Raw genomic sequence first — 22,353 nt, 5'->3', positions numbered from 1 at the left:
TCCCCGATCAAGAGAAAAAGAAAGAAGGGGCGATGGCGACGCCACCGCCCCAACCGTTCAATGCACCCGCGCCTTGCCGATCTCCAGGCCGTCCTGACCCGCTGACACGGCGATCACGCCGCCGTCTTCGATCTCGCCCGCCAGCAGTTTGCGGGCGATGGGGTCGACCAGGTCTTTCTGGATGACGCGCTTCAGGGGGCGGGCGCCATAGACGGGGTCGTAGCCGCGGTCGGCCAGCCAGGCCAGGGCCGCGTCGTCGATGTCGATGGCCATGCGGCGGTCGGCCAGAAGCTTCTCGAACCGGGCCAGCTGGATGCGGACGATGCCGCCCATCTGGTCGCGGCCCAGGCGGTGGAACAGGATGATCTCGTCGATCCGGTTCAGGAACTCGGGCCGGAAATGCCCGCGCACCGCCTCCATGACGAACGGACGCACGGCCTCGACATCATCGCCTTCGCCCTGATTGGCCAGGAATTCCGAACCCAGGTTGGAGGTCATGATGATCAGGGTGTTGCGGAAATCGATGGTGCGGCCCTGACCATCGGTCAGGCGACCGTCGTCCAGCACCTGCAACAGCACGTTGAACACGTCCGGGTGGGCCTTTTCAACTTCGTCGAACAGGACGACCTGATAGGGGCGACGACGCACCGCCTCGGTCAGGGCGCCGCCCTCGTCATAGCCGACATAGCCGGGAGGGGCGCCGATCAGGCGGCTGACCGAATGTTTCTCCATATATTCCGACATATCCAGCCGGGTGATGGCGGCTTCGTCATCAAACAGGAACTCGGCCAGAGCCTTGGTCAGTTCGGTCTTGCCCACGCCCGTGGGGCCCAGGAACAGGAAGCTGCCCAGCGGACGGTTGGGGTCGTTCAGACCGGCGCGGGCGCGGCGCACGGCGTCGGACACGGCGGTCAGGGCCTCGTCCTGACCCACGACGCGGGCGCCCAGGGCGTCCTCCATCTTGAGCAGTTTCTCGCGCTCGCCTTCCAGCATCTTGTCGACGGGCACGCCGGTCCAGCGGCTGACGACGGCGGCGATCTGTTCGGCGTCGACGACTTCGGGGGTCAGAGGCCCCCCACGACCGGCAGAGCCCGAGGTTTCGTTGGCCTCAGCCTCGGCCAATTGCTTCTCGATCTGGGGGATCTGGCCGTAGGCGATCTCTGACGCACGACCCAGGTCGCCCGCACGCTGGGCATTGGTCAGCTCCAGACGCAGGCGGTCCAGGGTTTCGCGCAGCTGGGCGCCCTGACCGACCTTTTCCTTTTCCGACTTCCACTGGGTCGTCAGGTCGTCGGACTGGCCTTCCAGATCGGCGATCTCGTCTTCCAGCTTCTCCAGACGGTGCTGGGAGGCGGTGTCCGTCTCCTTCTTCAAGGCCTCGCGTTCGATCTTCAGCTGCACCAGGCGGCGGTCGATTTCGTCCAGAGCCTCGGGCTTGGAATCGACGGCCATGCGCACGCGCGATGCAGCCTCGTCGATCAGGTCGATGGCCTTGTCGGGCAGGAAGCGATCGGTGATGTAGCGGTTCGACAGGGTGGCGGCGGCGACGATGGCGCTGTCGCTGATGCGGACCCCGTGGTGGACCTCGTACTTCTCCTTCAGGCCGCGCAGGATCGACACCGTGTCCTCCACCGTGGGCTCGGCGACGAAGACCGGCTGGAAGCGACGGGCTAGGGCCGCGTCCTTCTCGACGTGCTTGCGGTACTCATCCAGGGTGGTGGCGCCGACGCAGTGCAGTTCGCCCCGCGCCAGGGCGGGCTTCAGCAGGTTGGAGGCGTCCATCGCCCCGTCGCCCTTGCCCGCGCCGACCAGGGTGTGCATTTCGTCGATGAACAGGATGACCCCGCCCTCGGCCGCCGACACCTCGTTCAGCACGGATTTCAGCCGCTCCTCGAACTCGCCACGATATTTCGCGCCGGCGATCAGGCTGCCCATGTCCAGCGCCATGACGGTTTTGTCGCGCAAGGATTCAGGCACGTCGCCGTTGACGATGCGCAGGGCCAGTCCTTCGACGATGGCGGTCTTGCCCACGCCCGGCTCGCCGATCAGGACGGGGTTGTTCTTGGTGCGGCGGGCCAGGACCTGAATCGTGCGGCGGATTTCCTCGTCACGGCCGATGACCGGGTCGATCTTTCCGTCCGCCGCCGCCTGCGTCAGGTCGCGGGCATAGCGTTTCAGGGCGTCATAGCCGTCTTCGGCGCTGGCGTTGTCGGCGGTCTTGCCCTTGCGAATGTCGGCGATGGCGGTCTCCAGCTTGTCAGGCGTCAGGCCGGACGATTTCAGCACCTGGGCCGCGACGCCGCCCTCCTTGGCCAATGCGGCCAGAAGGCGTTCCGTCGTGACGAAGGCGTCGCCCGCCTTTTTCGAGGCCTCCTCGGCGGCGGCGAAGACGCGGGCGGTGTCGCCGTCCAGATAAAGCTGGCCCGAGCCGCCGGTGACCTGGGCGCGCTTCTTCAGGGCGGTTTCGACGTCGGCCTCGGCCTTGCGGACGTCGCCGCCAGCGGCGTTGATCAGGTTGCGGGCCAGGCCATCGCGCTCCTCCAGCAACACCTTGAGCAGGTGTTCGGGGGCGAACTGCTGGTGACGGCGGGCCAGGGCCAGCGACTGGGCCGACTGGACGGCCTGTTTGGCGCGGTCGGAGTAGAGATCGAGATTCATGTGTTCCCCTCAGGAGGCGGATTTCATCTCAATGCGCCCTTATCGAAAGCGACGCCTTGAGCTGTCGCAAACGAGATGGTGTTGCGGATTTGGCGCACAAGGGGCGCGGGTCAGGATTTGCGGCGGCCCGCGGCGTGCTGGGCGGCCAGAACGGCGACGGCGCGCAGATCCTCGCGGCTGACGTCCAGGGCCTCGTGCATTTCCGACAGGGCGGCGTCGATGTCGGCCTCTGAAATCGTCAGCGGGCCGGGCGTGATCTTCTCTGGCCTGTGCGGATAGGCGTGGCCTGAAAACCGGTGAAACAGCCAGGCGGCGCCGACCAGCAGGACCGCGTTCAGGGCGGCAGGCGCCAGCGGGAACAGCCAGGCGGCGGCGGGACCGGCCAGCACCGGCGTCAGGGCTGTGCCGCCGCCGGGCGGATGCAGGCAGCCGAACAGGGACATGGCCCCGATGGCCAGGGACACGGCGACAGCTCCGCCGATCATCGGGTCATGGATGGCATGGGCGACGATGACGCCGATCAGGCCGGAAATGGCGTTGCCGCCGATCACGGGCCAGGGCTGGGCCAGAGGGCTGGCGGGAACGGCGAAGACCAGCACCGCCGACGCCCCCATCGAGGCGATCAGCAGGGCGTGGGCCGCATGGTCCGCCCCCAGAACCCAGCGCGACACCAGCCCCGTCAGGCCGATGCCGAACAAGGCGCCCAGACAGGCCGCCGCGCGGTCGCGCAGGGTCGCACCCGCCAGAATAGGTCGAAACAGCCGCATGAAGCCCCCTCGCGCCGAAGCCTCCTGCCTAAACCCAGCCAGAGCGCCGCGATAGGCCGCCTGGACATCGCGGATATATTTTCAGGCCGTCCTGCTGCAGGTCCTCGCCATGCGTTGTGTCTTCATGCCCGAATGATCGGGCGGTAGGAGCTAACCATGCGCAAGAACCTGATCGCAGTCGCCGCCGGCCTTATGGCCCTCAGCGCCGCTTCCGCACAGGCCGCGAGCTCTGACCAGTCCCGACAAGGACAGCCAGAACACGCCGCACCGATGCGGCCAAACGAGGCCAGAACCCCACAGACCGGCCCCGTCCCCTATATGCAGACCACCGGGCCGAACCAGCACGACATGCGTCGCGCCGACGGTCGTGGGCCGCAGGACAATGACCGATATGGCGTGTGGGAAACCAGTTGGGGCGCGCGCCCCAATGAGCCGCCGGCGCATTTCTCGCGTCACGGCGACTGGTACCGCCACGTTCACGCCTGTCAGAGCCGGTACAAGAGCTATAATCCGCGCACGGACCGCTACACCGTCCGTCGCGGCCAGACGGCGGTCTGCCGCCTGTAACGCCTGAAGCAAGACGACCGGGCGACGCCCCGCCGCCCGGTCTTGTCGGGCAATCGGGAACCCAGAGCTTCGCCATACGCTTTGGACCGATGCTTACGACCAAGATGAACCCCCGTGTCTTCTGGGGGGCCAGCGCGATTGCAGGCGCCCTGCTGCTGTTGGCCCTGATCGCGCCGAACACATCCGACCTGATATTCGGTCGGGCCCAGGCCTGGGTGATCGACACCTTCGGCTGGCTGTATGTCGCTGCTGTTGCAGGCTTTCTGGGCGCCGTGGTCTGGCTGGCCGCCGGGCCGACCGGACGGTTGAAGCTGGGGCCGGACGACGCCGAACCGGACTTCCCCTATCTGTCCTGGCTGGCCATGCTGTTCGCCGCCGGCATGGGCATCGGCCTGATGTATTTCGCCGTCGCCGAACCGGTGCAGCACTATATCGCCCCGCCCGAGGAGGTCCCCGGCACGGTCAAGGCCGCACGCGAGGCCATGGTCATCACCTTCACCCACTGGGGCGTCCACGCCTGGGCCATCTATGCCGTGGTCGGACTGAGCCTGGCCTATTTCGCGCACCGAAAGGGCCTGCCGCTGACGATGCGGTCGGGCCTCTATCCCCTGTTGGGCAGGCGGATCAACGGGCCGATCGGCGACGCCGTCGACATCTTCGCCATCTGCGGCACCCTGTTCGGCATCGCCACCTCTCTGGGGCTGGGCGTGGCCCAGATGGCGGCGGGTCTGGATTATGTGTTCGGCATTCCCAACACGGTGCTGATCCAGGTCGGGCTGATCGTGGCGGTGATGGGGGTGGCGACGCTTTCGGTGCTGTCGGGCGTGGACAAGGGGGTGCGGCGCCTGTCGGAGCTGAACCTGATCCTGGCCGTCTGCCTGATGCTGTTCGTGCTGTTCGCCGGACCGACCCTGTTTCTGATGCGGGCGCTGGTGCAGAATTTCGGCCTGTATCTGGACCACTTCTTCGTGCGCACCTTCACCCTGTACGCCTATGAGCCGCGGGCGTGGATGGCCAACTGGACCCTGTTCTACTGGGCCTGGTGGATCGCCTGGTCCCCTTTCGTGGGCATGTTCATCGCCCGCATTTCACGTGGGCGGACGGTGCGCGAGTTCGTGATCGGCGTGCTGCTGGTCCCCACCGGCTTCACCTTCCTGTGGATGACCGTCTTCGGCAATACGGCCATGGCCTATGACATGGGCCAGGCGGCGGGCGCGATTTCCCAGGCCGTGCAGGCCGACCTGTCGACCGCCATGTTCCACTTCTTCGAGCAGTTGCCGGGCACGATGTTCACCTCGACCCTGGCCATCCTGCTGGTCGCGGTCTTCTTCGTCACCTCGGCGGATTCCGGCTCGCTGGTGATCGACACCCTGGCGTCGGGCGGGGCGGACGACACCCCGCGCTGGCAGCGGATCTACTGGTGCGTGATGCAGGGGGCGGCGGCGGCCCTGCTGCTGCTGGCAGGCGGGTTGGGGGCGTTGCAGGCCGCGACCTTGGTGGCGGCCCTGCCCTTCTGCATCATCATGATCCTGCTGGTCGCGGGCCTGTTCCGACAGATGAACGCCGACCTGACCGGGGCGAGCATCGCCACCGAGGCCGCGCCCCTGTCGCAGCAGCTGAAACGCATCCTGACGCCGGCGACGCGCACCGACATCGTCAAGGAGATCGACCGCCACGGCCTGCCCGCGCTGGAGACCGTGCGGACCGCCCTGGAGGCTGAAGAACCCGACGCCGAGGTCGGTCGCGACGACGCCGCCGCCTGGCTGACGGTGCGGCACGGCGAGCGGGTCTTCATCTATCGGCTGGGCGCGCGGTCACGCCCCCGCCCGGTCGCCAGCCAGCGCGATGCGCCCGTCGGGCGCCGCCTGCTGGAATGGCGCCTGACGGCCCAGACCGGCGACGGTTCGCGCCCCTATGATGTGACCGGCTTCACCCAGAACCAGATCGTCGCCGACGTGCTGGAGAAACTGCAGGCCTGGCGCCTGGGTTGAGCACCGGGGGCGGCGGCGCGAACGACGCCGCCCTTCTGATCCTCAGCCGCCCGTCGGGCCGGTCGAGAAGTCGAACTGCTCCGGCTGACGACGTTGGCCGCCGCCGAAGTTCCACGTCAGGCCGACGTAGAAGGCGCGCAGCTTGATGTCCTGCTCCGAGCGTTCGCGGAACAGGGGCGTGTCATAGGTGACCGTGTTGTTGAACGAATTGAACAGGTCGCGGGCGGTGAAGTTGAACGACAGGGTCTCGTTCAGCTTGCGCCGATAGCCCAGGTTGACCATGCCCCCGGCCTCGCGCTTGCCCTGGGCCAGCAGGCTTTCGCCCTGCCAGAAGCCGGTCACCTGGACAAAATCCTTGGGCGTCGGCTGCCAGTTCAGGCTCAGGCGCCCGCTGGCCATCGTGCCGTCGCGGTCGCGCCCGCCAGGAATCCCCGCAGCGTCGATCTCCTGCTGGAACACATTGACGGCGGCGTTGTAGCGCAGGGTCGGATGCAGGCGGCCGTTGGCGACCAGTTCCACGCCCATGTCGCGGCGCGAGCCCAGGTTTTCGGGGCGGGTCAGCAGAACGCCGCCGCCGATGTCGCTGGCCACGTCGGTGAAGGCCTTGTCGGTGTCACGCAGATAGGCGGTGGCCTGATAGAAGGTCTGCCCCTTGCGCAGCTGCCACATGAACTCGAAGGAATCGGTTTCCTGGGGCTGCAGGTCCGGGTTGCCTGAACGCAGGTTCAGCGGGTCCTGATAGACCACCAGCGGATTCAGCTGGCTGGGCTGCGGGCGCTGGATGCGGCGCGAATAGCTGGCGCGCAGGGTCTGTTCGTCCGACATCTTGTATTGGACATGAGCGGTCGGATAGGCGCGGAAATAGTCCTGAGAGGCGGAGGTCCCGCCGGTCAGGTCGTCGATGCGGATGTCGGCCTGCTCCAGCCGCAGACCCGCCTGGGCCGACAATTTCTCGGACAGGCTGCGCTCATAGGTGGCGTACAGGGCGTGAACCGTCTGGCGCGCCTTGAACCGGCTGCTGAGGCCCGGAACAACCGGCAGATTGTTCTCGACGGCGCCCCGGCTGAAGACCACCTCCTGATCCGGGCGCTGATCGTTCAACTCATAGCCCAGTCGCAGCTTGCCGCCGTCGGACAGGGGACGGACATAGGCGCTGGTGAAGCCCAGGGTGACCTGGTTCACATCGGTCGCCGTGCGCTCGTACAGGGTCGCGGCGGCGGGGGTCAGGAAGAAGGTGCTAGCCGGGCCCGAACTGTCGTTGCTGTTGCTGTCGTAGCGCAGCTCGTTCGACCATTCGTGGCCGGAATCATCGAAGCGATGCAGCACCCGCCCGGTGACGCCCCAGTTCTTGAAGTTGAAGTCCTGACCGCCTTCACGGCGATAGGCGCTGGTCAGGGCGCCCGCCGCATTGCGGGTTTCGAACAGCCCCCCTCCCGAGCCTTCGCCGTCAAAGACGACGCCGCGCAGTTCACCGGTCACCTGGGTCTTGTCGGTCAGCTTGTATTCGGCGGTCAGGCGCCCGAACGCGCCGTTCTGTTCAGACTCGATCCGCTGATCGACGCTGGTGGTCGAAACCACCGCGCCGGTGACGGGATCAAGCTGCTCGCGCAGGCGCGTCATGTGGATGTTGGTGGGATCGGTCCGGTAGCTGAGGTCGCCCGACAGGGTCAGGCGGTCCTTCTGATACGATCCGCTGAGCCCCGCATTCCAGCGGCCGTTGTCGCCGACATTGGCGCGGATGGAGCCGGTGGTTTGGGTTCCGGGCTTGGGCGCCGTGGGCTTGGTGATCAGGTTGATCACCCCGCCGGAGCCTTCGGGGCTGTAGGCGGCGGACGGATTGGTCATCACCTCGATGCGCGCATACTGGCTGGCCGGCAGCTGGATCAGCGCCTGGCCACGGCCGGGGCCCGTCAGGATGCCCGACGGGCGGCCGTCGACCAGGATGGTGACATTGCTGTCGCCGCGCAGGGAGACATTGCCCTCGGGATCGACATCGACCGAGGGAACATTGCGCAGGGCGTCGGCCACGCTGCCGGTCACGGCCTGAAGGTCGTTGGCCAGGCTGTAGCTGGTGGCGTCGATCGAGGTGCGGACGTCGCTGGCGCGGGCGTTGACCACCACATCGCCGACCGTGGCGGCCTGACCTGACGGCGGGGTTTGTGCGGCGGGCTGGGGCGGGGTTTGGGCCGGAGCCTGGGGCGCAGGCGTCGCCGGACGCGGCGCGGGCGTCTGGGCCAGGGCGGCCCCTGCGGGCAGCATCAGGGCGGCGCTGGCCAGCGAGGCGTAATACAGTCTGTTCACTTGAGATGATCCTGGGCAAGCAGAGACGGGGGCGTGCTTTTTCCTCGCGCTAACAACAGGCGGCGCCGAACACCAGTTAAGGATGTGTCATGTGACGTCGCGCGCGAGTTCGCGTTTGGCCCGTTCGCGCTTGGACAGTTCCCGCTTGGCCAGTTCCCGCTTGGAGTGTCGGCGGCCCGGCGTTAGCGTCGCCGCAAGTCTTGTCGGAGTTTTCAATGTCCCTTCGCCTGTCGCGCCGCACCGCCCTGTTCGCTTCCGGAGGCGCCGCCGCCCTGGTCTCCAGCCCGTCCTGGGCACGCACGGCGGCGAACGACGACGCCAGCCTGGTCGAGGCGGTGGACGCCTATGTGAAGACGGCCATGGCCGCCTGGCCCGACCAGCCCGCCCTGGGCGTTGCGGTGGTCAAGGACGGCCAGACCATCCTGTCGCGCGGCTATGGCGTGAAGGTGCAGGGCAAGCCCGCGCGGGCCGACGAACACACCCTGTTCGCCATCGCGTCCAACTCCAAGAACGTCACCGCCGCCGCCCTGGCCATCATGGTCGACGAGGGCAAGGTGAAGTGGGACGAGCCGGTGAAGACCTATCTGCCCGGCTTCAAACTGTCCGATCCCTACATCACCGACCATATCACCGTCCGCGACACCCTGAGCCACCGGGCCGGGTTCGGCCTGGGCGCGGGCGACCTGCTGTTCTGGCCCAACAGCGACCGCACCCGCGCCGAGGTGATCGCCCAGGCCGCCTTCGTGCCCATCGAGGACGGGTTCCGGGCGCGCTATCACTATTGCAACCTGATGTTCGTGGTGGCGGGCGCCGTGCTGGAGGCCGTGTCGGGCCTGTCGTGGGAGGACTTCATCCAGACGCGGATCCTGGACAAGGCCGGCATGACCGAGACCGTGCCTCTGGCGCGCCTGGCCGACCCCGCCAAATCCGCCCTACCCCACGCCCGCGTCGGGCCGCCGCTGCGCACCCACGGACCGATGGTTCAGATCGCCAACTGCATCGCCGAGGTCTGGAACTGGGATTCGGCGGCGGCGGCGGGCGGCATCTGCACCACCACCACCGACTGGGCCAAATGGATCGCCGTGCGCCTGAACGAAGGCAAACTGCCTGACGGCTCGCGCCTGTTCTCGGAAGAGACGGCGCGCGAGATGTATCGGCCCAACATCATCGTCGGCAACTCGGCGGGGCCGACGGCGGAACTGCCCAACCGCGCCATCGCCTCGACCTACGCCATGGGCCTGCAGGTGCAGGATTATCGCGGGGAGCGGATCGCCAGCCACGGCGGCGGATCGCCCGGCGGGATTTCGGCCACCGTCCTGATCCCCGGACGCAAGATCGGCTTCAGCATCTTCTCCAACGCCGAGGAAAGCTTCCTGCTGCGGTCCCTGCGCTCAGGCATCACCGACCTGTGCATGGGCAAGGCCGACTTCGACTGGATTGCAGACTCCAAGAAGATCGAGGCAGAGGGCGAAGCCAAGTCGCAGGCCGCCGCCATCGAGATTGACGCCAAGCAACGCGCGGGCGCACCCCCGGCGATGCCGCTGGACGCCTATGCCGGAACCTGGCGCGACCCGTGGTACGGCGACATCACCATCGTCCAGAAGACCGAAGGCCGGGGCCGCAACCGCAAGAGCGGCCTGTGGCTCAGCTTCACCCACACGCCCGCGCTTCAGGGCTGGCTGGAGCCCTATGACGGCGAGACCTTCCGCACCCGCTTCCCCGACAAGCGCGAGGAAGACGCCTTCATCACCTTCAACATCCAGACGGCGAAACCGGCGACGGCGACGGTCAAGGGCGTCTCGCCCGACATCGACTTCTCGTACGATTATCAGGACCTGAGGCTGACGCGGGTCTGAGATTTCATCCGTGGGGCGATCCTGGACGGATCGCCCGCCCGTCAGCGGACGATCTCGATCAGGTCCAGCTTGGATTCCTGTTTCGGCCAGGGGATGACCACGCGCCAGCGGTTTTCGCCGATCCGCTCGACCACGCCCGCCTGATCGCGTTCCGGCTGGGCGCCATAGGCGGGGAATCCGCGTTCGTCGCCCCAGGCCTGGGTTCCGACATAGACCAGACGGCTGTCGGCATCGGGATAGAGCCTGCCCTGGAACCGCTGCGAGCCGGTCGTCTTGGTCAGGATCAGGTCGCCGCCCGGCGTCAGTTCCACCCGGCAGGCGAAGAAGGGATAGTCGACGTAGGCCAGGGTTCCGCCGTCGCGCGTGCCCATCTTGATCGTGCGGCAGCGATAGGATCCCGGCCCCGGCTGCGACCGGCCCACACGGGCAGCGTTGGGATCACCCAGCGGCCCCAGTTTCTCGACCTGGGCTGAATAGCCGTCTTCCTCAGCCTCGATGCGCGCCAGACGCCACGCGTCGTCAAGCCGGCCCAGCAGACCTTCGTCCGTGTTGGAGACGACCTTGCGCCAGTCGTCGGTCGCCGGGGCCGCTGTTTCCGCCGGCGCGGCGTCGGCCGGCGGGGCGGCTTCGGGTTGCGGCTGGGCGGTTTCGGCGTCGGCGACCTTCAAGGCGGGCTGCGCGGGCTTGCCGCCGCGATTGTCGCCGCAGGCGCTCAAGGCCCCGGCCAGGGCTGCAGCGCTGACCAGGGTCAGCATTTTCAGAGGGAGGGATCGCATGGTGTTTCGCCTTGAAATCGGGCTGTCGGTCAGTTCGCGGGGATCAGTTCGATCAGGTCCAGATTCGATTCGTTCTGGGGCCAGGGGATGACCAGGCGCCAGCGCGCGTCGTCGATCCGCTCCATCACCGCGACCAGATCGCGGTCGGGATTCTGGCCATAGGAGTTGGCGGGCGGCTCCTGCGCCAGGGCCATCGAGCCCAGCAGGACCATGTGCCGGTCGTTCTCGGGGAACAGCAGGCCGGACGGACGCTGCGAACCGGTCGTCTTGGTGAATTTCAGGCCGCGCGGCGTCTGTTCGATGCGACAGCCGAACCAGCCATAGACGACGTAACCCAGGCCTGTCTCACCGCCCTGTGACCCCAGTTTCACTGTGCGGCAGCGATAGTTTCCGGGGCGCGGCGCGGCGCCCGGTCGGGCGGCGCCGGGATCAATCAGGTCGCCCAGGCTGTTCAGGTCGCCTGAGCCCTTCTGACGGCGGGCCTGCTGCAACGCCAGGCTCCAGGCCGCGTCACGTCGCACATACCGGTCGCGATCGCCTGAGGTGATGACGCCGCGCCAGTCCATCAGGGTCGCGCCCGTCCCCGCGCCCCCTGTGCCCGGCCCCGCCGGCGGCGGGGGCGGAGGCGGCGGAGGGGGTGTTGTCGTGCAGGCCGCCAGGACGGCGACAGCAGAGATCGACAGGGCGAGACGGACGAATGAACGCATCAGCGCTTCCCTTGCGGCGGCGGCCTTGCGGCGAAGTCCCGCCCTTTAGGCCCCGCCGCCTACGCCGCCGTCAAGACCGTGACGGTTCAGGCGGCGGATCTGACGCCCGGTCCGCCGTCCAAACCGCGCCGATTGAGGGCGTCATGCAGGGCGCCGGTCAGGGCCTGAAGCTCCAGCGGCTTCGTCAGATAGGCGGTGAAGCCCGCAGCCTGTCCCCGCCGGATGTCGTCCGGCGCGGCCGAGGCGGACAGGGCCACGACCGGCAGTCCCCGCGTGATGGGATCAGCGTCCAGCCGCATCTTCAGTTCAAACCCGTCCATGCCCGGCAGGTCCGTATCCAACAGGATGACATCGGGCTGCAGCGCCTGGGCCAGGGCCAGCCCCTCGTCCCCCGTCGGCGCGACATAGAGGGGCGGATCGCCAAAGACCGAAAGCACCTGCCGCATCAGGGCGACATTGGCGGGATCGGCCTCGACGTAGAGGATGACGGCCTTTGACGGCACGTTAACGGGCGCCGGGATGACGGCAGGCAGACGCAGGGTGAAGGTGACGCCGGCGTCCTTTCGGCGCGCCGCGAAGATGCGGCCCTGCATGGCCTCGGCCAGACGTTGGGCCGCCGCCATGCCGAGACTGGCGCCGGAAGGCGCATCGCGCTCCACCCCGTTGAACGGCTCGAACAGGGTCTCGATCCGGTCGGACGCGGCCTCGAAACCCGTGTCGTGGACCAGGGCGACCACCTCGTCGTAGGACCGCTGGATCTCGGTGCGGACCATGCCGCCCGGCTGGGTATGACGAATGGCGTCCGCGATGAGGCGGCGCAGAATCTGGCGCACCCGGACCGGATCGGCGATGACGCCCAGGCCTGCGGCGGCAGGCGGGCAGTCCAGGGTGACATGGGCCTTTTCGGCGTCCACGCTCAGGGCGTCGCAAACCTGCCGCAAGGCCAGGCGCAGATCGACACGCTGCAGGGACAGGGTCAGGTTCGGCGACTGCACGGCGGCGAAATCGATCACCTCGTCCGCCAGCGCGATCAGGGCCGAGGACGCCGCTTCGATCCGCCCCACGGCTTCGCTCTGCTTGCGGCTGAGGGGCTCCACGGAGTTCAGACGCAGCAGTTGGGCAAAGCCGTGGATGACGTTCAGCGGCTGACGCAGTTCGCGCCCCAGGCCCAGCATGAATTCGGCCTTGGCCCGGTCGGCGGCGGCGATGCGGTCCTGCTGGGCGTCGGCGGCGGCCAGGGCCCGCGTCAGCGCCAGGGTTCGTTCGGCGACGCGGGCCTCCAGCCCCTCATTGGCGCGCCGCAGCTTTTCAGCCGCACCCCGCGCCTTGAGCCAAAGTCGAATTCCGGCCAGCCCACCCGACAGGGCCATGACCAGAATGAGCAGGATGATTTCCATGACGCCCTCCAGACATGTGAAAAATCACACGTTCAGGTTGCGATCAGGTAAACGACACCTTTTGGCTGTATTCAGTCTTCGCTCTCGACTGCCGCCTCGGCCTTGCGACGCGGAGCGCGGCGGCGTGGGGCGGCTTCCGCTTCAGGCTCAGCCGGAACCGCCGAACGGGTCAGGAAGCCCGGCAGAGCGGCCGGGGCGTCGTCACCGGCCTCGACCGCTGCGGCGGCCGGACGACGGCCGCGGCGAGGGCGTTCTGCGACTTCGACCGGCTCAGGCGCCTCGACAGGCGCGGCCTCGACGACCGCTTCAACCACAGGCGGCGCAGCAGCTTCACCTGCGTCGTCGGAGGCCTCGACCTGGCCGTCGTTCGGGCCTTCGTTCTGGCCCTCGAAACGATTGTTGCGCTCCTGGCGGCGGCGCTCCCAGCGTTCGCGGCGGGTTTCACGGCGGCCGCCGTTTTCGCCTTCGGCGCGGGGCTCACGGTCCTCGCCGCCTTGATCGCGGTCGCCGTTCTGCGTGTCACGATCGCGGTCGCGCGACTGATACTGGTCGCGGTCGCGGTTCTGGTCGCGATCACGCGGCTGGTCGCGGTCCCGATCACGGTAGGGTTCGCGCGGCTGGTCACGCTGTTCAGCGCGCGCGGCGGCTTCCGACGCGGCGCGGTCAGCGGCCTGCTGGGCGGCCAGGAAGGCGGCGGCCTGTGCGCCGGACTCGTCTTCGAAATCGATGTCGAAGCCCTGGTTCGACAGTTCGCGTGCAGCGATGTCCGAGAAGGACCGCTGCGGCTGCAGCGCGCGCAGGACGCGGTAATAATGTTCGGCGTGCTGCTGATAGTTTTCAGCCAGAACCCGGTCGCCGCCAGACGAGGCGTCGCGCGCCAGCTGCTGATAGCGTTCATAAACGGTCTGGGCGTTGCCCCGGACCTTGATGTTCTCTGGGCCCTGCGAGTCCCACGAACGATTCGGATTGGCGTTGTTGGCGTTATTCGCGCCCGCCTTGTTCCGATTGCGTCCGCGTTGACGCTTCATGCCCTTGAAATCTCTCATGCCCGCTAACCGTGTGCAGGGGCGGAGCCGCGCCAGTCTGGCCGAGTCCGTCCGTTTCGTGGTTCCGTTTCGCTCGAGGCCTATCCCCGATTGTCGATCTGTCGGAATGCCTAGTCGCCCGCATGGTGCGCCGGTCCTTTGGGGACAGACCGTCATGGCCGGCTCAAGCCGCGAACAGCCGGGTATGCGCCCGGAAAGCTGCGATTTGAGTTGGGAGACAGGGAGTGACTTAACCTGTGCGACCGTCCTTTCCAAGCGGTTTTCGCAGGCCTGTCGCATCACAAGCCAACTGCGGCGCTTTGCTGCGCCCCCTCCCTTGGGCTAGGCAGTGGCTTTGAGAGGTTTACGAGGCTTTCCATGCGCGTTCTGGTTCTGGGCGGCGACGGTTTCTGCGGCTGGCCCACGGCCCTGCATCTGTCGGCCAGCGGATGGGACGTGACCATCGTCGACAATCTGAGCCGTCGGAACATCGACAATGAGCTGGAGATCCAGTCCTTGACGCCGATCCGCACCATGGGCGAGCGGACCAAGGCGTGGAAGGAAATCTCGGGCCGCGACATCGGCTTCGTCAACATGACCCTGGGCCAGGAGTTCGACCGGCTGGTCGCCCTGATCCGTGACCTGGCGCCCGACAGCGTGGTCCATTTCGCCGAACAGCGCGCGGCCCCCTATTCGATGAAATCGGCGCGGCACAAGCTCTACACCGTCGACAACAACATCAACGCCACCCACCACCTGCTGGCCGCCATCGTCGAAAGCGGGCTGGACGTGCATCTGGCCCACCTGGGGACCATGGGGGTCTATGGATACGGCACCGCGGGACTTCGTATTCCCGAGGGCTATCTGAAGGTCACCGTCGACACCGACAACGGCCCGTCCGAACAGGAAATCCTGTTCCCGCCCAATCCGGGCAGCATCTATCACATGACCAAGACGCAGGACGCCCTGCTGTTCCAGTTCTACGCCAGGAACGACGCCCTGCGGATCACCGATCTGCACCAGGGCATCGTCTGGGGCGCCCAGACCGCCGAGACGCGGCTGGACGAGCGGCTGATCAACCGCTTCGACTATGACGGCGACTACGGCACGGTGCTGAACCGGTTCCTGATGCAGGCGGCGGTCGGCTATCCGCTGACGGTGCACGGGACAGGCGGCCAGACGCGGGCCTTCATCCATATTCAGGACACGGTGCGATGCGTCGAACTGGCGCTGAAGAACCCGCCCAAGCGCGGCGAGCGGGTCAAGATCCTGAACCAGATGACCGAGAGCCTCCGGGTGCGCGACCTGGCCCGGATGGTCGCAGACATGACCGGCGCCGAAATCCGCAACCTGCCCAATCCGCGCCAGGAGGCCGACGAGAACGAACTGGTCGTGGCCAATGACCAGTTCCGCCAACTGGGCCTGAAGCCGATCACCCTGGCCGAGGGGCTGATGCAGGATGTGACCGAGATCGCCCGCCGCTACGCCGACCGCGCCGATCTGACGCGCGTGCCGTGCGTGTCGGTCTGGAATCAATGCCGGGCAGAGGCGCTGGAGCACCCTGCGCCAGCCCAAGCCGTCAGACCGTCAGTGCTGACGGTCTGAGGCTATTCAAGCAAACGGCCTCTGGGCTCACTCCGCCACAAAGACGAAGGACAGGATCTTGTCGTCCGGCGTGGTGTCGCGCCAGGCCTGTTTATAGACCAGCTTCAGCGAGGCAGGCCCCTTGCCGCGCGGCGTGATGCGGATGGCGGCGCTTTCCGGCGCCCCCACCATGCCGTTGGGGGTGGCAGGATCGCGGGTGACCTCGAACGGTTCGTCGACGCGCAGGTTGGCGGCCTCGACCACCTGCCAGGCATAGCCGGTGCTGGGATTGGTTTCGAGGCGCAGGACGGAGGTCACGCCCGCAGGCAAAGACACAGGTGACACGGCGTTGGCGGCCGACAGGGTGATCGGCGCAGGCTCCTGCGCGGTTGCGGCGTTGGCGGACGAACTCGCGGCCAGGGCGAAAGCGAAGGCGACAAACAACATTCTGTGGGGCATCGTGAACCTCGACCTTGTGAAACGCGTTTAAAGCATAGCTGGAAGCCAACTCTGCCCCAGAGCAGCGGAATCTCCAACCCGATCAAACACTCCGCCTTTGGCGCGCGTCTCTTCGCCCAAGGCCCGTCCCGTGATGAAATCCATGCCTGAACCCGCCCCCACCCTGTCCCTGCTGGTCTTCGGCGGCGGCTATGTGGGACGGGCGGTTGCGCTGGAGGCGCTCAGGCGGGGCGGAACGGCGGTCGCCACCTCTCGCGATCCCGAACGCCGCAAGGCGCTGGAGGCCGAGGGCGTCACCGCCATTGATCCGCAGGACGCCCCCGCCCTGAAGGCGGCGTTGCAGGCGGCGACGGCGGTTCTGGTGACCGCTGCGCCGGACGCCCAGGGCTGCCCCGGTCTGCGCGCGCTCTCCCCCCTGGCGTCAGAGGCCTGGCCCGACTGGATCGGCTATGTCTCGTCCACCTCCGTCTATGGCGACCGGGCGGGCGGCTGGGTGTTCGACAGCGGTCCGTTGAACGCCGCCAATCTGGAAGGCGCGCGCCGCGTGCGGGCCGAACAGGACTGGCTGGACGGGGCGCGGGGCATGGGACTGACGGTGCAGTTGTTCCGCCTGCCCGGCTTCTACGGACCGGGGCGCAGCGTGGTCGAGCGGCTGCGCGCGGGCACGGCCAAACTGGTCAGGAAGCCCGGCCAGATCTTCAATCGGATCCACATCGACGACATCGTCTCGGCCCTGTTCGCCTCGATGGACAGGCCGCGCCCGGGCGCCGTCTATAATCTGACGGACGACGAGCCTTCGCCCGCCGATGTGGTGGTGGAATGGGCGGCCCAGCGCATGGGCCTGTCGCGTCCGCCCGAAGTCGACTGGACAGACGACAGCGTCAGCGAGGGAATGCGGCGCTTCTATCTGGACTCAAAGCGCGTTTCGAACGCCCGCACCAAGGCCGAACTGGGCTGGCGTCCGAAATATCCGACCTATCGCGAGGGGCTGGAGGCCATGCTGGACGCCCCGCCCCCGCTCCGCATGGCGGGTTAGAGCGGCAGCAGATTGCGCTGGCGGCTGTAGCTCATGGTGCCGACATTGGCGCCCAGACGCAGGCCGACGCCGGTGCGGATCGGGGCCAGGACGATGCCGTCCGCCTTCTGATAGTTCACGCCCAGTCCGGCGACCAGATAGGCGGTGCCTTCCACGCCGGGATAGCGGCGATAGATCATGTCGGGGTGATAGAGGCCGTACACCAGGGTGAAGACCCGGCTGGCGTTGCCGCCCCAGTCCCAGCCCACCGAAGCCCCCTGCCAGAAGACCTCCTGCGAGGCCGACAGATCCTTCATGTGCAGGGCGCCGCGACCATAGCGGGCGCCGACGACGAACGAGCCGGAGCCTTCTTCGCCCGCGATATAGGCGGTCGGGCGGTCGCCCTGATCCGCAAAGACGCGTTCGATGGCGCCGCCGACGACTTCAGCGGCGATGCCCAGTTCGCGCGAACCGGCCGAAACCAGTTCATCGAAGCTGTAGGACGATGCGCGCTGATCCGAGGCGATCGGATAGTTGGGATCGCGCGGCGCGGTAGAGGCGCAGGCGCCCAGCGATGAAGCCCCGGCGGCTGTGGCGATGCCCGAAAGGATCAGTTGGCGGCGATGCATGAGGGGCGCTCCGAAAGACAGCGAGAGAGGGCGCCCGTAAGAACGCGGGCCTGATGCGACCCTCCTCGACCTTTAAGGCAGCCTTGCGGCTTCAAGGTTAACCGGACCTTACGGCAGCCCCGAAACTCAGTGTTTGTCGGTCTTTGAGGCCAGCCAATCCATCAGGGCCAGCAGCACGCCCGACACCACGAAGGTCAGGTGGATGATGACGCCCCACAAGGCCTCGGTCGTGTTCAGCTCGTAGCCGACCTTGCCGATGTTCATGAAGGTCTTGAGCAGCTGGATGCCCGAGATCGCCACGATGGAGGCGATCAGCTTCATCTTCAGACCCGAGAAGTCGACCGTGCCCATCCACGGCGGGCGGTCCGTCTCGCCGTCCAGATCCAGTTTGGAGACGAAATTCTCATAGCCGGAGAACATGACAATCAGCAGCAGATTGCCCGCCAGCGACAGGTCCACCAGCGTCAGCACCGCCAGAATGGCGTCGTTGGACGACAACTCATGGCTCAGGCTCAGGGCCTTGGGCACATAATAGATCAGGTCCTTGACGAAGACCGCCAGCAACATGACCAGCGCCAGCACCAGACCCGCATAGAAGGGGGCCATCAGCCAGCGCGAGCGGAAGAGCAGCCGCTCGAAAGCGGTTTCGATACGAGGTTTGGCGCTCATGTCAGGCCCGCAGCTTCCCGCCCTGCTTCTCGACCGCCGCAACGACCTTGGCCGTCAGGGCTTCGATCTCGGCTTCGGCCAAAGTGGCCTCGCGCGGCTGGATCACGACCTCCAGCGCGACCGACTTAAAGCCGTCGTCCACGCCCTTGCCGCGATAGATGTCGAAGACCCGCACATCAACGATCAGGGCCTTGTCGGCGCCCGCCGCCGCACGCACCAGGTCACCGACCGGCTTGGCGTCCTCGACCACGAAGGCGAAGTCGCGGGTCAGGGGCATCAGGCTGCTGAGGTCGGCCGGGCCACGCCCCTTAGCCTTCTGGCCGCGCGGTTCAGGCACATTGTCCAGAACGATCTCGAAAGCCAGCATCGGGCCATCGGCGTCCAGCGCCTTCAGGATGCGCGGATGCAGTTCGCCGAACTCGACCATCACATTCTTGGGGCCAAGCTGCAGGCGGGCCGAACGGCCGGGGTGCCACCAGTCGCGGTTCTGGCCCTGGGCCAGTTGCAATGAGGCGACCGGCGCGCCGATCTCCTCCAGCACGGCGATCAGATCGCCCTTCAGTGCGAACAGAGGCTCCTCGCCCGCACCGCCCCAGTGCCGGGCGGCGTGGGGGGCGACCAGACCGGCGATGACCGTGCGCTGGTCCTTGGGCCCGTCGCCCAGATAGATCGGGCCGATCTCGAACAGGGCCGCATCGGCGAAACCGCGCGCGGCGTTGCGGGCGGCGGCCTGGATCAGGTTCGGCAGGGCCGAGGGGCGCATGCAGTCCAGATCGGCCGCGATGGGGTTCTCCAGCACAAGACGTTCGTCGCCGCCGCCGAACAGGGCGGCCGTCGATTGCTTGGTGAAGGACCAGGTGACGGCCTCGGCGTATCCCAACGACGCCAGGGCGCGGCGGGCCGTGCGGACGCGGGCCTGGCGCGGGTTCAGCACCCCGCCCGCCGGAATGGCGACCAGCGGCAGGGCCACGTCGGGCAGATTGTCGAAGCCCTCGATCCGGGCCACTTCCTCGACCAGATCGGCGCGGCCCTCGACATCACGACGCCACGACGGCGGGGTGACGATCCACGGCTCGGCCTGACCAGAAGGCGCAGCCTGCACGAGGAAGCCCAGTTGGCCCAGGATCGTGCCGATGCGGTCATCGGCCAGATCCATGCCGGTCAGACGCTTCACATAGGCCGGGTCGAAGGCGAAGGGCTCAGGGTTCGCAGGCGGCTCGCCCACGAAGACGATCTCTGACGGTTCGCCGCCGCACAGGTCCAGGATCAGGCGGGTCGCCAGCTCCAGCCCCGGCGTGACCGAGACAGGATCAACGCCGCGCGCGAACCGGTACTGGGCGTCGGAGTGAATGCCCAGAACCCGGCCCGTCTGGGCCGTGACGATGGGATCGAACCAGGCGCTTTCCAGGAAGACGTCCGTGGTGTCGTCGTCGCAGCCGGTCGTCTCGCCGCCCATGACGCCGCCCAGGCCGATGGCGCGCGCACCACCCGCATCGGCGACGACGCAGACTGACGGATCAGCCGCATAGGTCTTGCCGTCCAGGGCGACCAGACGCTCGGCCTCTTCCGCCGCGCGACCGGCGCGCACCACAATCTCTGCGCCGTCCAGCTTGGCCACGTCATAGACATGCAAGGGCCGGGCGCGGTCATAGGCGATCAGGTTGGTGACATCGACCAGACGGTTGATGGAGCGCAGGCCGATGGCGGTCAGACGCTTCTGCAGCCAGGCCGGCGACGGGCCGTTCTTGACGCCCCGGATCACGCGACCGGCGAAGACCGGGCACATTTCCGTCGCCTCCAGACGCACCGAGATCGGCGACGGGAAGGCGCCGCGCACCACGGCGATGTCGAAATGCTTCAGCTTGCCCACGCTGGCGGCGGCCAGATCGCGCGCGATCCCGGCGACGCCCAGCCAGTCAGGACGGTTCGGGGTGACCTCGAAATCGATGACGGGTTCCGCGCCGAACAGACCCGCGACCGGGGTTCCCACGGGGATCTCCGGCGGCAGTTCCTGAATGCCGTCGCTTTCGTCGGCCAGCTCCAGCTCGGAGGCTGAGCACAGCATGCCGTTCGACACCACGCCCCGCACCGGCTTCTCGACCAGGGTCACGCCCAGCCCCGGCACATAGGCGCCGATGGGGGCATAGATGGTGGTCAGACCCGCGCGCGCATTAGGGGCGCCGCAGACGATCTCCTTCAGTCCATCGACCGTTTCGACCTGGCAGACCTGAAGCCGGTCGGCATTGGGGTGACGCTCAGCAGAAATGATCTTGGCCACCGTAAAGGGGGCCAGCTTGGCGGCGGGATCGAGAACCTCCTCGACCTCCAGCCCGGCCATGGTCATGGCCTCGGCGATCTGGTGGACATCCGCCTCGGTCTCGAGGTGGTCCTTCAGCCAGGACAGGGTGAATTTCATAATCGTCTCAGGCTTTAGGGTGCAGCGTATCGGCGGTCGCCCCGCCCAGCATCAACGCCAACTCATCAAGGAACGAGGACGCGCCAGTGAAGCCGACCCTTTCGAAGCGGCAGTTAATGAAGACGCAATCTTCAAAGGGGACCGAACCAGTGACCTTCTGCGGCGACACCGGCGCCAAAAGCAGATTGCGGGCATCGCCCATGGTGTCACCCATGTTGCAGCCGTCAAACTGGCAGCCGCCAATCGGCAACAACACAGCCGGACCTTCCATGAAACAATTGACGAAGGTCTTGTTCTTGATCGTTCCCTCGCCGCGACGCGCTGCTTCTACGACCAATTGGGGCAGCCAGATGTGCTGACCTTCATAGTGCGGGCCAACGCCGATAATCGGAAAACTGAGGGTGGGGCCAGTATCAGTCATGAGTTCAGCTCAGTCCGCTTGCAGGGTTGGGCGCGGCGAACGCCGAGAAGCCGTAGTGCGCCAGCCAGCGCGTGTCGGCGTCAAACATGGGGCGCAGGTCCGGCACGCCGTATTTCAGCATGGCCAGACGATCCACGCCCATGCCGAAGGCGAAGCCCTGGTATTCGTCCGGGTCGATGCCGCAGTTGCGCAGCACATTGGGATGCACCATCCCGCAACCCAGAATCTCCAGCCAGTCGTCGCCGGTGTTGAACACCAGCTTGCCGCCCGAGCGGTCGCAGCGAATGTCCATCTCCGCCGAGGGTTCGGTGAAGGGGAAGTGGTGCGGGCGGAAGCGGGCCTGAACCTCGTCCAGCTCGAAGAAGCGGGCGATGAAGGTCTGAAGCGTCGTCTTCAGGTGGCCCATATTGATGTCGCGGTCGATCACCAGACCCTCGATCTGATGGAACATCGGCGTGTGGGTGGCGTCCGAATCCTTACGGAAGGTGCGGCCCGGCGCGATGATGCGGATCGGCGGCTTCTGCGACATCATGGTGCGGACCTGGACCGGGCTGGTGTGAGTGCGCAGAACCTTGCGCTCGCCCGTTTCGGGGTCGGGCTTCAGGAAGAAGGTGTCGTGCATCTCCCGCGCCGGATGTTTGGGCGGGAAGTTCAGGGCGGTGAAGTTGTGGAAGTCGTCCTCGATGTCGGGACCTTCGGCGACCGCAAACCCCATCTCGGCGAAGACGGCGACCATTTCGTCCATCACCTGCATGGTGGGATGGACGCCCCCCTTGCGGCGCGGACGCGCGGGCAGGGTCAGGTCGACGCGCTCGGCCAGAAGCCGGGCGTCCAGTTCAGCGGCCTCAAGCTCGGCCTTCCTGGCGGCGATGGCCGACGACACGCGGTCGCGCAAGCCATTGATGATCGGGCCCTGTTCGCGGCGTTCGTCAGGGCTCAGCGCGCCCATGCCCTTCAGCAGGCCGGAGACGGAGCCGGACTTGCCCAGGGCCGCGACCCGCACCTCTTCGAGGGCGGCGACGCTTTCAGCCGAGCCGATGGCGTTGATCAGTTCGAGTTCGAGTGTGGCGAGATCGGTCATTTGGGCCGTGCATTAGCGGGCCTGAGCGATTTCG

At 67.1% G+C, this 22,353-nt stretch carries 18 protein-coding genes; 5 read left to right on the top strand and 13 right to left on the bottom strand.

The window, feature by feature from the left end:
- Nucleotides 1-57: 57 nt before the first annotated feature.
- Both clpB and JKF87_RS10780 read right to left on the bottom strand, forming a co-directional pair.
- Nucleotides 58-2,658, bottom strand: a complete 2,601-nt coding sequence (gene clpB, locus JKF87_RS10785; protein WP_201099893.1) for an ATP-dependent chaperone ClpB — start codon at nt 2,656-2,658, stop codon at nt 58-60.
- A gap of 110 nt (nt 2,659-2,768) precedes the next feature.
- The gene (locus JKF87_RS10780; RefSeq protein ID WP_201099892.1) at nt 2,769-3,425 is read right to left on the bottom strand and encodes an HPP family protein; all 657 of its coding nucleotides are present in this window, start codon (nt 3,423-3,425) and stop codon (nt 2,769-2,771) included.
- A 156-nt stretch (nt 3,426-3,581) separates the two neighbouring features.
- Between JKF87_RS10780 and JKF87_RS10775 the strand changes: the two genes are divergently transcribed.
- Together JKF87_RS10775 and JKF87_RS10770 are read left to right on the top strand one after the other, a co-directional pair.
- Nucleotides 3,582-3,992 carry a BA14K family protein gene (locus JKF87_RS10775; protein ID WP_201099891.1) on the top strand — a complete coding sequence of 137 codons (411 nt, stop codon included), beginning with the start codon at nt 3,582-3,584 and terminating at the stop codon, nt 3,990-3,992.
- 89 nt (nt 3,993-4,081) lie between these two features.
- Nucleotides 4,082-5,983: a BCCT family transporter gene (locus JKF87_RS10770; RefSeq protein WP_201099890.1), complete on the top strand. Its 1,902-nt coding sequence runs from the start codon at nt 4,082-4,084 to the stop codon at nt 5,981-5,983.
- Between the two features lie 42 nt (nt 5,984-6,025).
- Here the strand turns inward: JKF87_RS10770 and JKF87_RS10765 are convergent, their stop codons facing one another.
- Nucleotides 6,026-8,284, bottom strand: coding sequence for a TonB-dependent receptor domain-containing protein (locus JKF87_RS10765; protein ID WP_307417876.1), 2,259 nt, complete (start codon nt 8,282-8,284; stop codon nt 6,026-6,028).
- A gap of 215 nt (nt 8,285-8,499) precedes the next feature.
- Between JKF87_RS10765 and JKF87_RS10760 the strand changes: the two genes are divergently transcribed.
- On the top strand, nt 8,500-10,140 hold the full coding sequence (locus tag JKF87_RS10760) for a serine hydrolase (protein WP_201099889.1): 1,641 nt from the start codon (nt 8,500-8,502) through the stop codon (nt 10,138-10,140).
- A gap of 41 nt (nt 10,141-10,181) precedes the next feature.
- Here JKF87_RS10760 and JKF87_RS10755 read toward each other — a convergent pair whose 3' ends face one another.
- From JKF87_RS10755 to JKF87_RS10740, 4 genes are all read right to left on the bottom strand, one after another.
- On the bottom strand, nt 10,182-10,916 hold the full coding sequence (locus JKF87_RS10755; protein WP_201099888.1) for a DUF4893 domain-containing protein: 735 nt from the start codon (nt 10,914-10,916) through the stop codon (nt 10,182-10,184).
- Nucleotides 10,917-10,945: 29 nt separating this feature from the next.
- Complete coding sequence (locus tag JKF87_RS10750) at nt 10,946-11,623, bottom strand: DUF4893 domain-containing protein (protein WP_201099887.1); 678 nt, start codon at nt 11,621-11,623, stop codon at nt 10,946-10,948.
- Nucleotides 11,624-11,709: 86 nt separating this feature from the next.
- Nucleotides 11,710-13,020 (bottom strand): hybrid sensor histidine kinase/response regulator, encoded by a 1,311-nt coding sequence (locus JKF87_RS10745; protein ID WP_201099886.1) that lies wholly within the window; start codon nt 13,018-13,020, stop codon nt 11,710-11,712.
- A gap of 71 nt (nt 13,021-13,091) precedes the next feature.
- Entirely contained in the window at nt 13,092-14,048 is a 957-nt protein-coding gene (locus JKF87_RS10740) for a DUF4167 domain-containing protein (RefSeq protein ID WP_236261297.1), read from the bottom strand.
- A 375-nt stretch (nt 14,049-14,423) separates the two neighbouring features.
- Between JKF87_RS10740 and JKF87_RS10735 the strand changes: the two genes are divergently transcribed.
- Nucleotides 14,424-15,650 (top strand): NAD-dependent epimerase/dehydratase family protein, encoded by a 1,227-nt coding sequence (locus tag JKF87_RS10735; protein ID WP_201099884.1) that lies wholly within the window; start codon nt 14,424-14,426, stop codon nt 15,648-15,650.
- A gap of 27 nt (nt 15,651-15,677) precedes the next feature.
- Here the strand turns inward: JKF87_RS10735 and JKF87_RS10730 are convergent, their stop codons facing one another.
- Complete coding sequence (locus tag JKF87_RS10730) at nt 15,678-16,088, bottom strand: protease inhibitor I42 family protein (protein WP_201099883.1); 411 nt, start codon at nt 16,086-16,088, stop codon at nt 15,678-15,680.
- 142 nt (nt 16,089-16,230) lie between these two features.
- Between JKF87_RS10730 and JKF87_RS10725 the strand changes: the two genes are divergently transcribed.
- Nucleotides 16,231-17,124 carry an NAD-dependent epimerase/dehydratase family protein gene (locus tag JKF87_RS10725; protein WP_201099882.1) on the top strand — a complete coding sequence of 298 codons (894 nt, stop codon included), beginning with the start codon at nt 16,231-16,233 and terminating at the stop codon, nt 17,122-17,124.
- On the opposite strand, the gene JKF87_RS10720 is transcribed toward JKF87_RS10725, so the two are convergent.
- From JKF87_RS10720 to pheS, 5 genes are all read right to left on the bottom strand, one after another.
- On the bottom strand, nt 17,121-17,732 hold the full coding sequence (locus tag JKF87_RS10720; protein WP_201099881.1) for a DUF1134 domain-containing protein: 612 nt from the start codon (nt 17,730-17,732) through the stop codon (nt 17,121-17,123). The genes JKF87_RS10725 and JKF87_RS10720 overlap by 4 nt on opposite strands.
- A gap of 126 nt (nt 17,733-17,858) precedes the next feature.
- Nucleotides 17,859-18,401 (bottom strand): TIGR00645 family protein, encoded by a 543-nt coding sequence (locus JKF87_RS10715; protein WP_201099880.1) that lies wholly within the window; start codon nt 18,399-18,401, stop codon nt 17,859-17,861.
- A gap of 1 nt (nt 18,402) precedes the next feature.
- The gene (pheT, locus tag JKF87_RS10710; RefSeq protein ID WP_201099879.1) at nt 18,403-20,817 is read right to left on the bottom strand and encodes a phenylalanine--tRNA ligase subunit beta; all 2,415 of its coding nucleotides are present in this window, start codon (nt 20,815-20,817) and stop codon (nt 18,403-18,405) included.
- 7 nt (nt 20,818-20,824) lie between these two features.
- A complete protein-coding gene (locus JKF87_RS10705) occupies nt 20,825-21,238 on the bottom strand; it encodes a hypothetical protein (RefSeq protein ID WP_201099878.1) in 414 nt (137 codons plus the stop codon).
- Nucleotides 21,239-21,242: 4 nt separating this feature from the next.
- Nucleotides 21,243-22,319 carry a phenylalanine--tRNA ligase subunit alpha gene (pheS, locus tag JKF87_RS10700; RefSeq protein WP_201099877.1) on the bottom strand — a complete coding sequence of 359 codons (1,077 nt, stop codon included), beginning with the start codon at nt 22,317-22,319 and terminating at the stop codon, nt 21,243-21,245.
- Between the last annotated feature and the right edge of the window lie 34 nt (nt 22,320-22,353).

This window comes from Brevundimonas nasdae (genome assembly GCF_016654005.1).
In the GTDB taxonomy this organism is placed as follows: Bacteria; Pseudomonadota; Alphaproteobacteria; order Caulobacterales; family Caulobacteraceae; genus Brevundimonas; species Brevundimonas nasdae.
The sequence above is the reverse complement of the archived record's forward strand: the minus strand, read 5'-3'. Positions and strand labels throughout refer to the sequence as shown.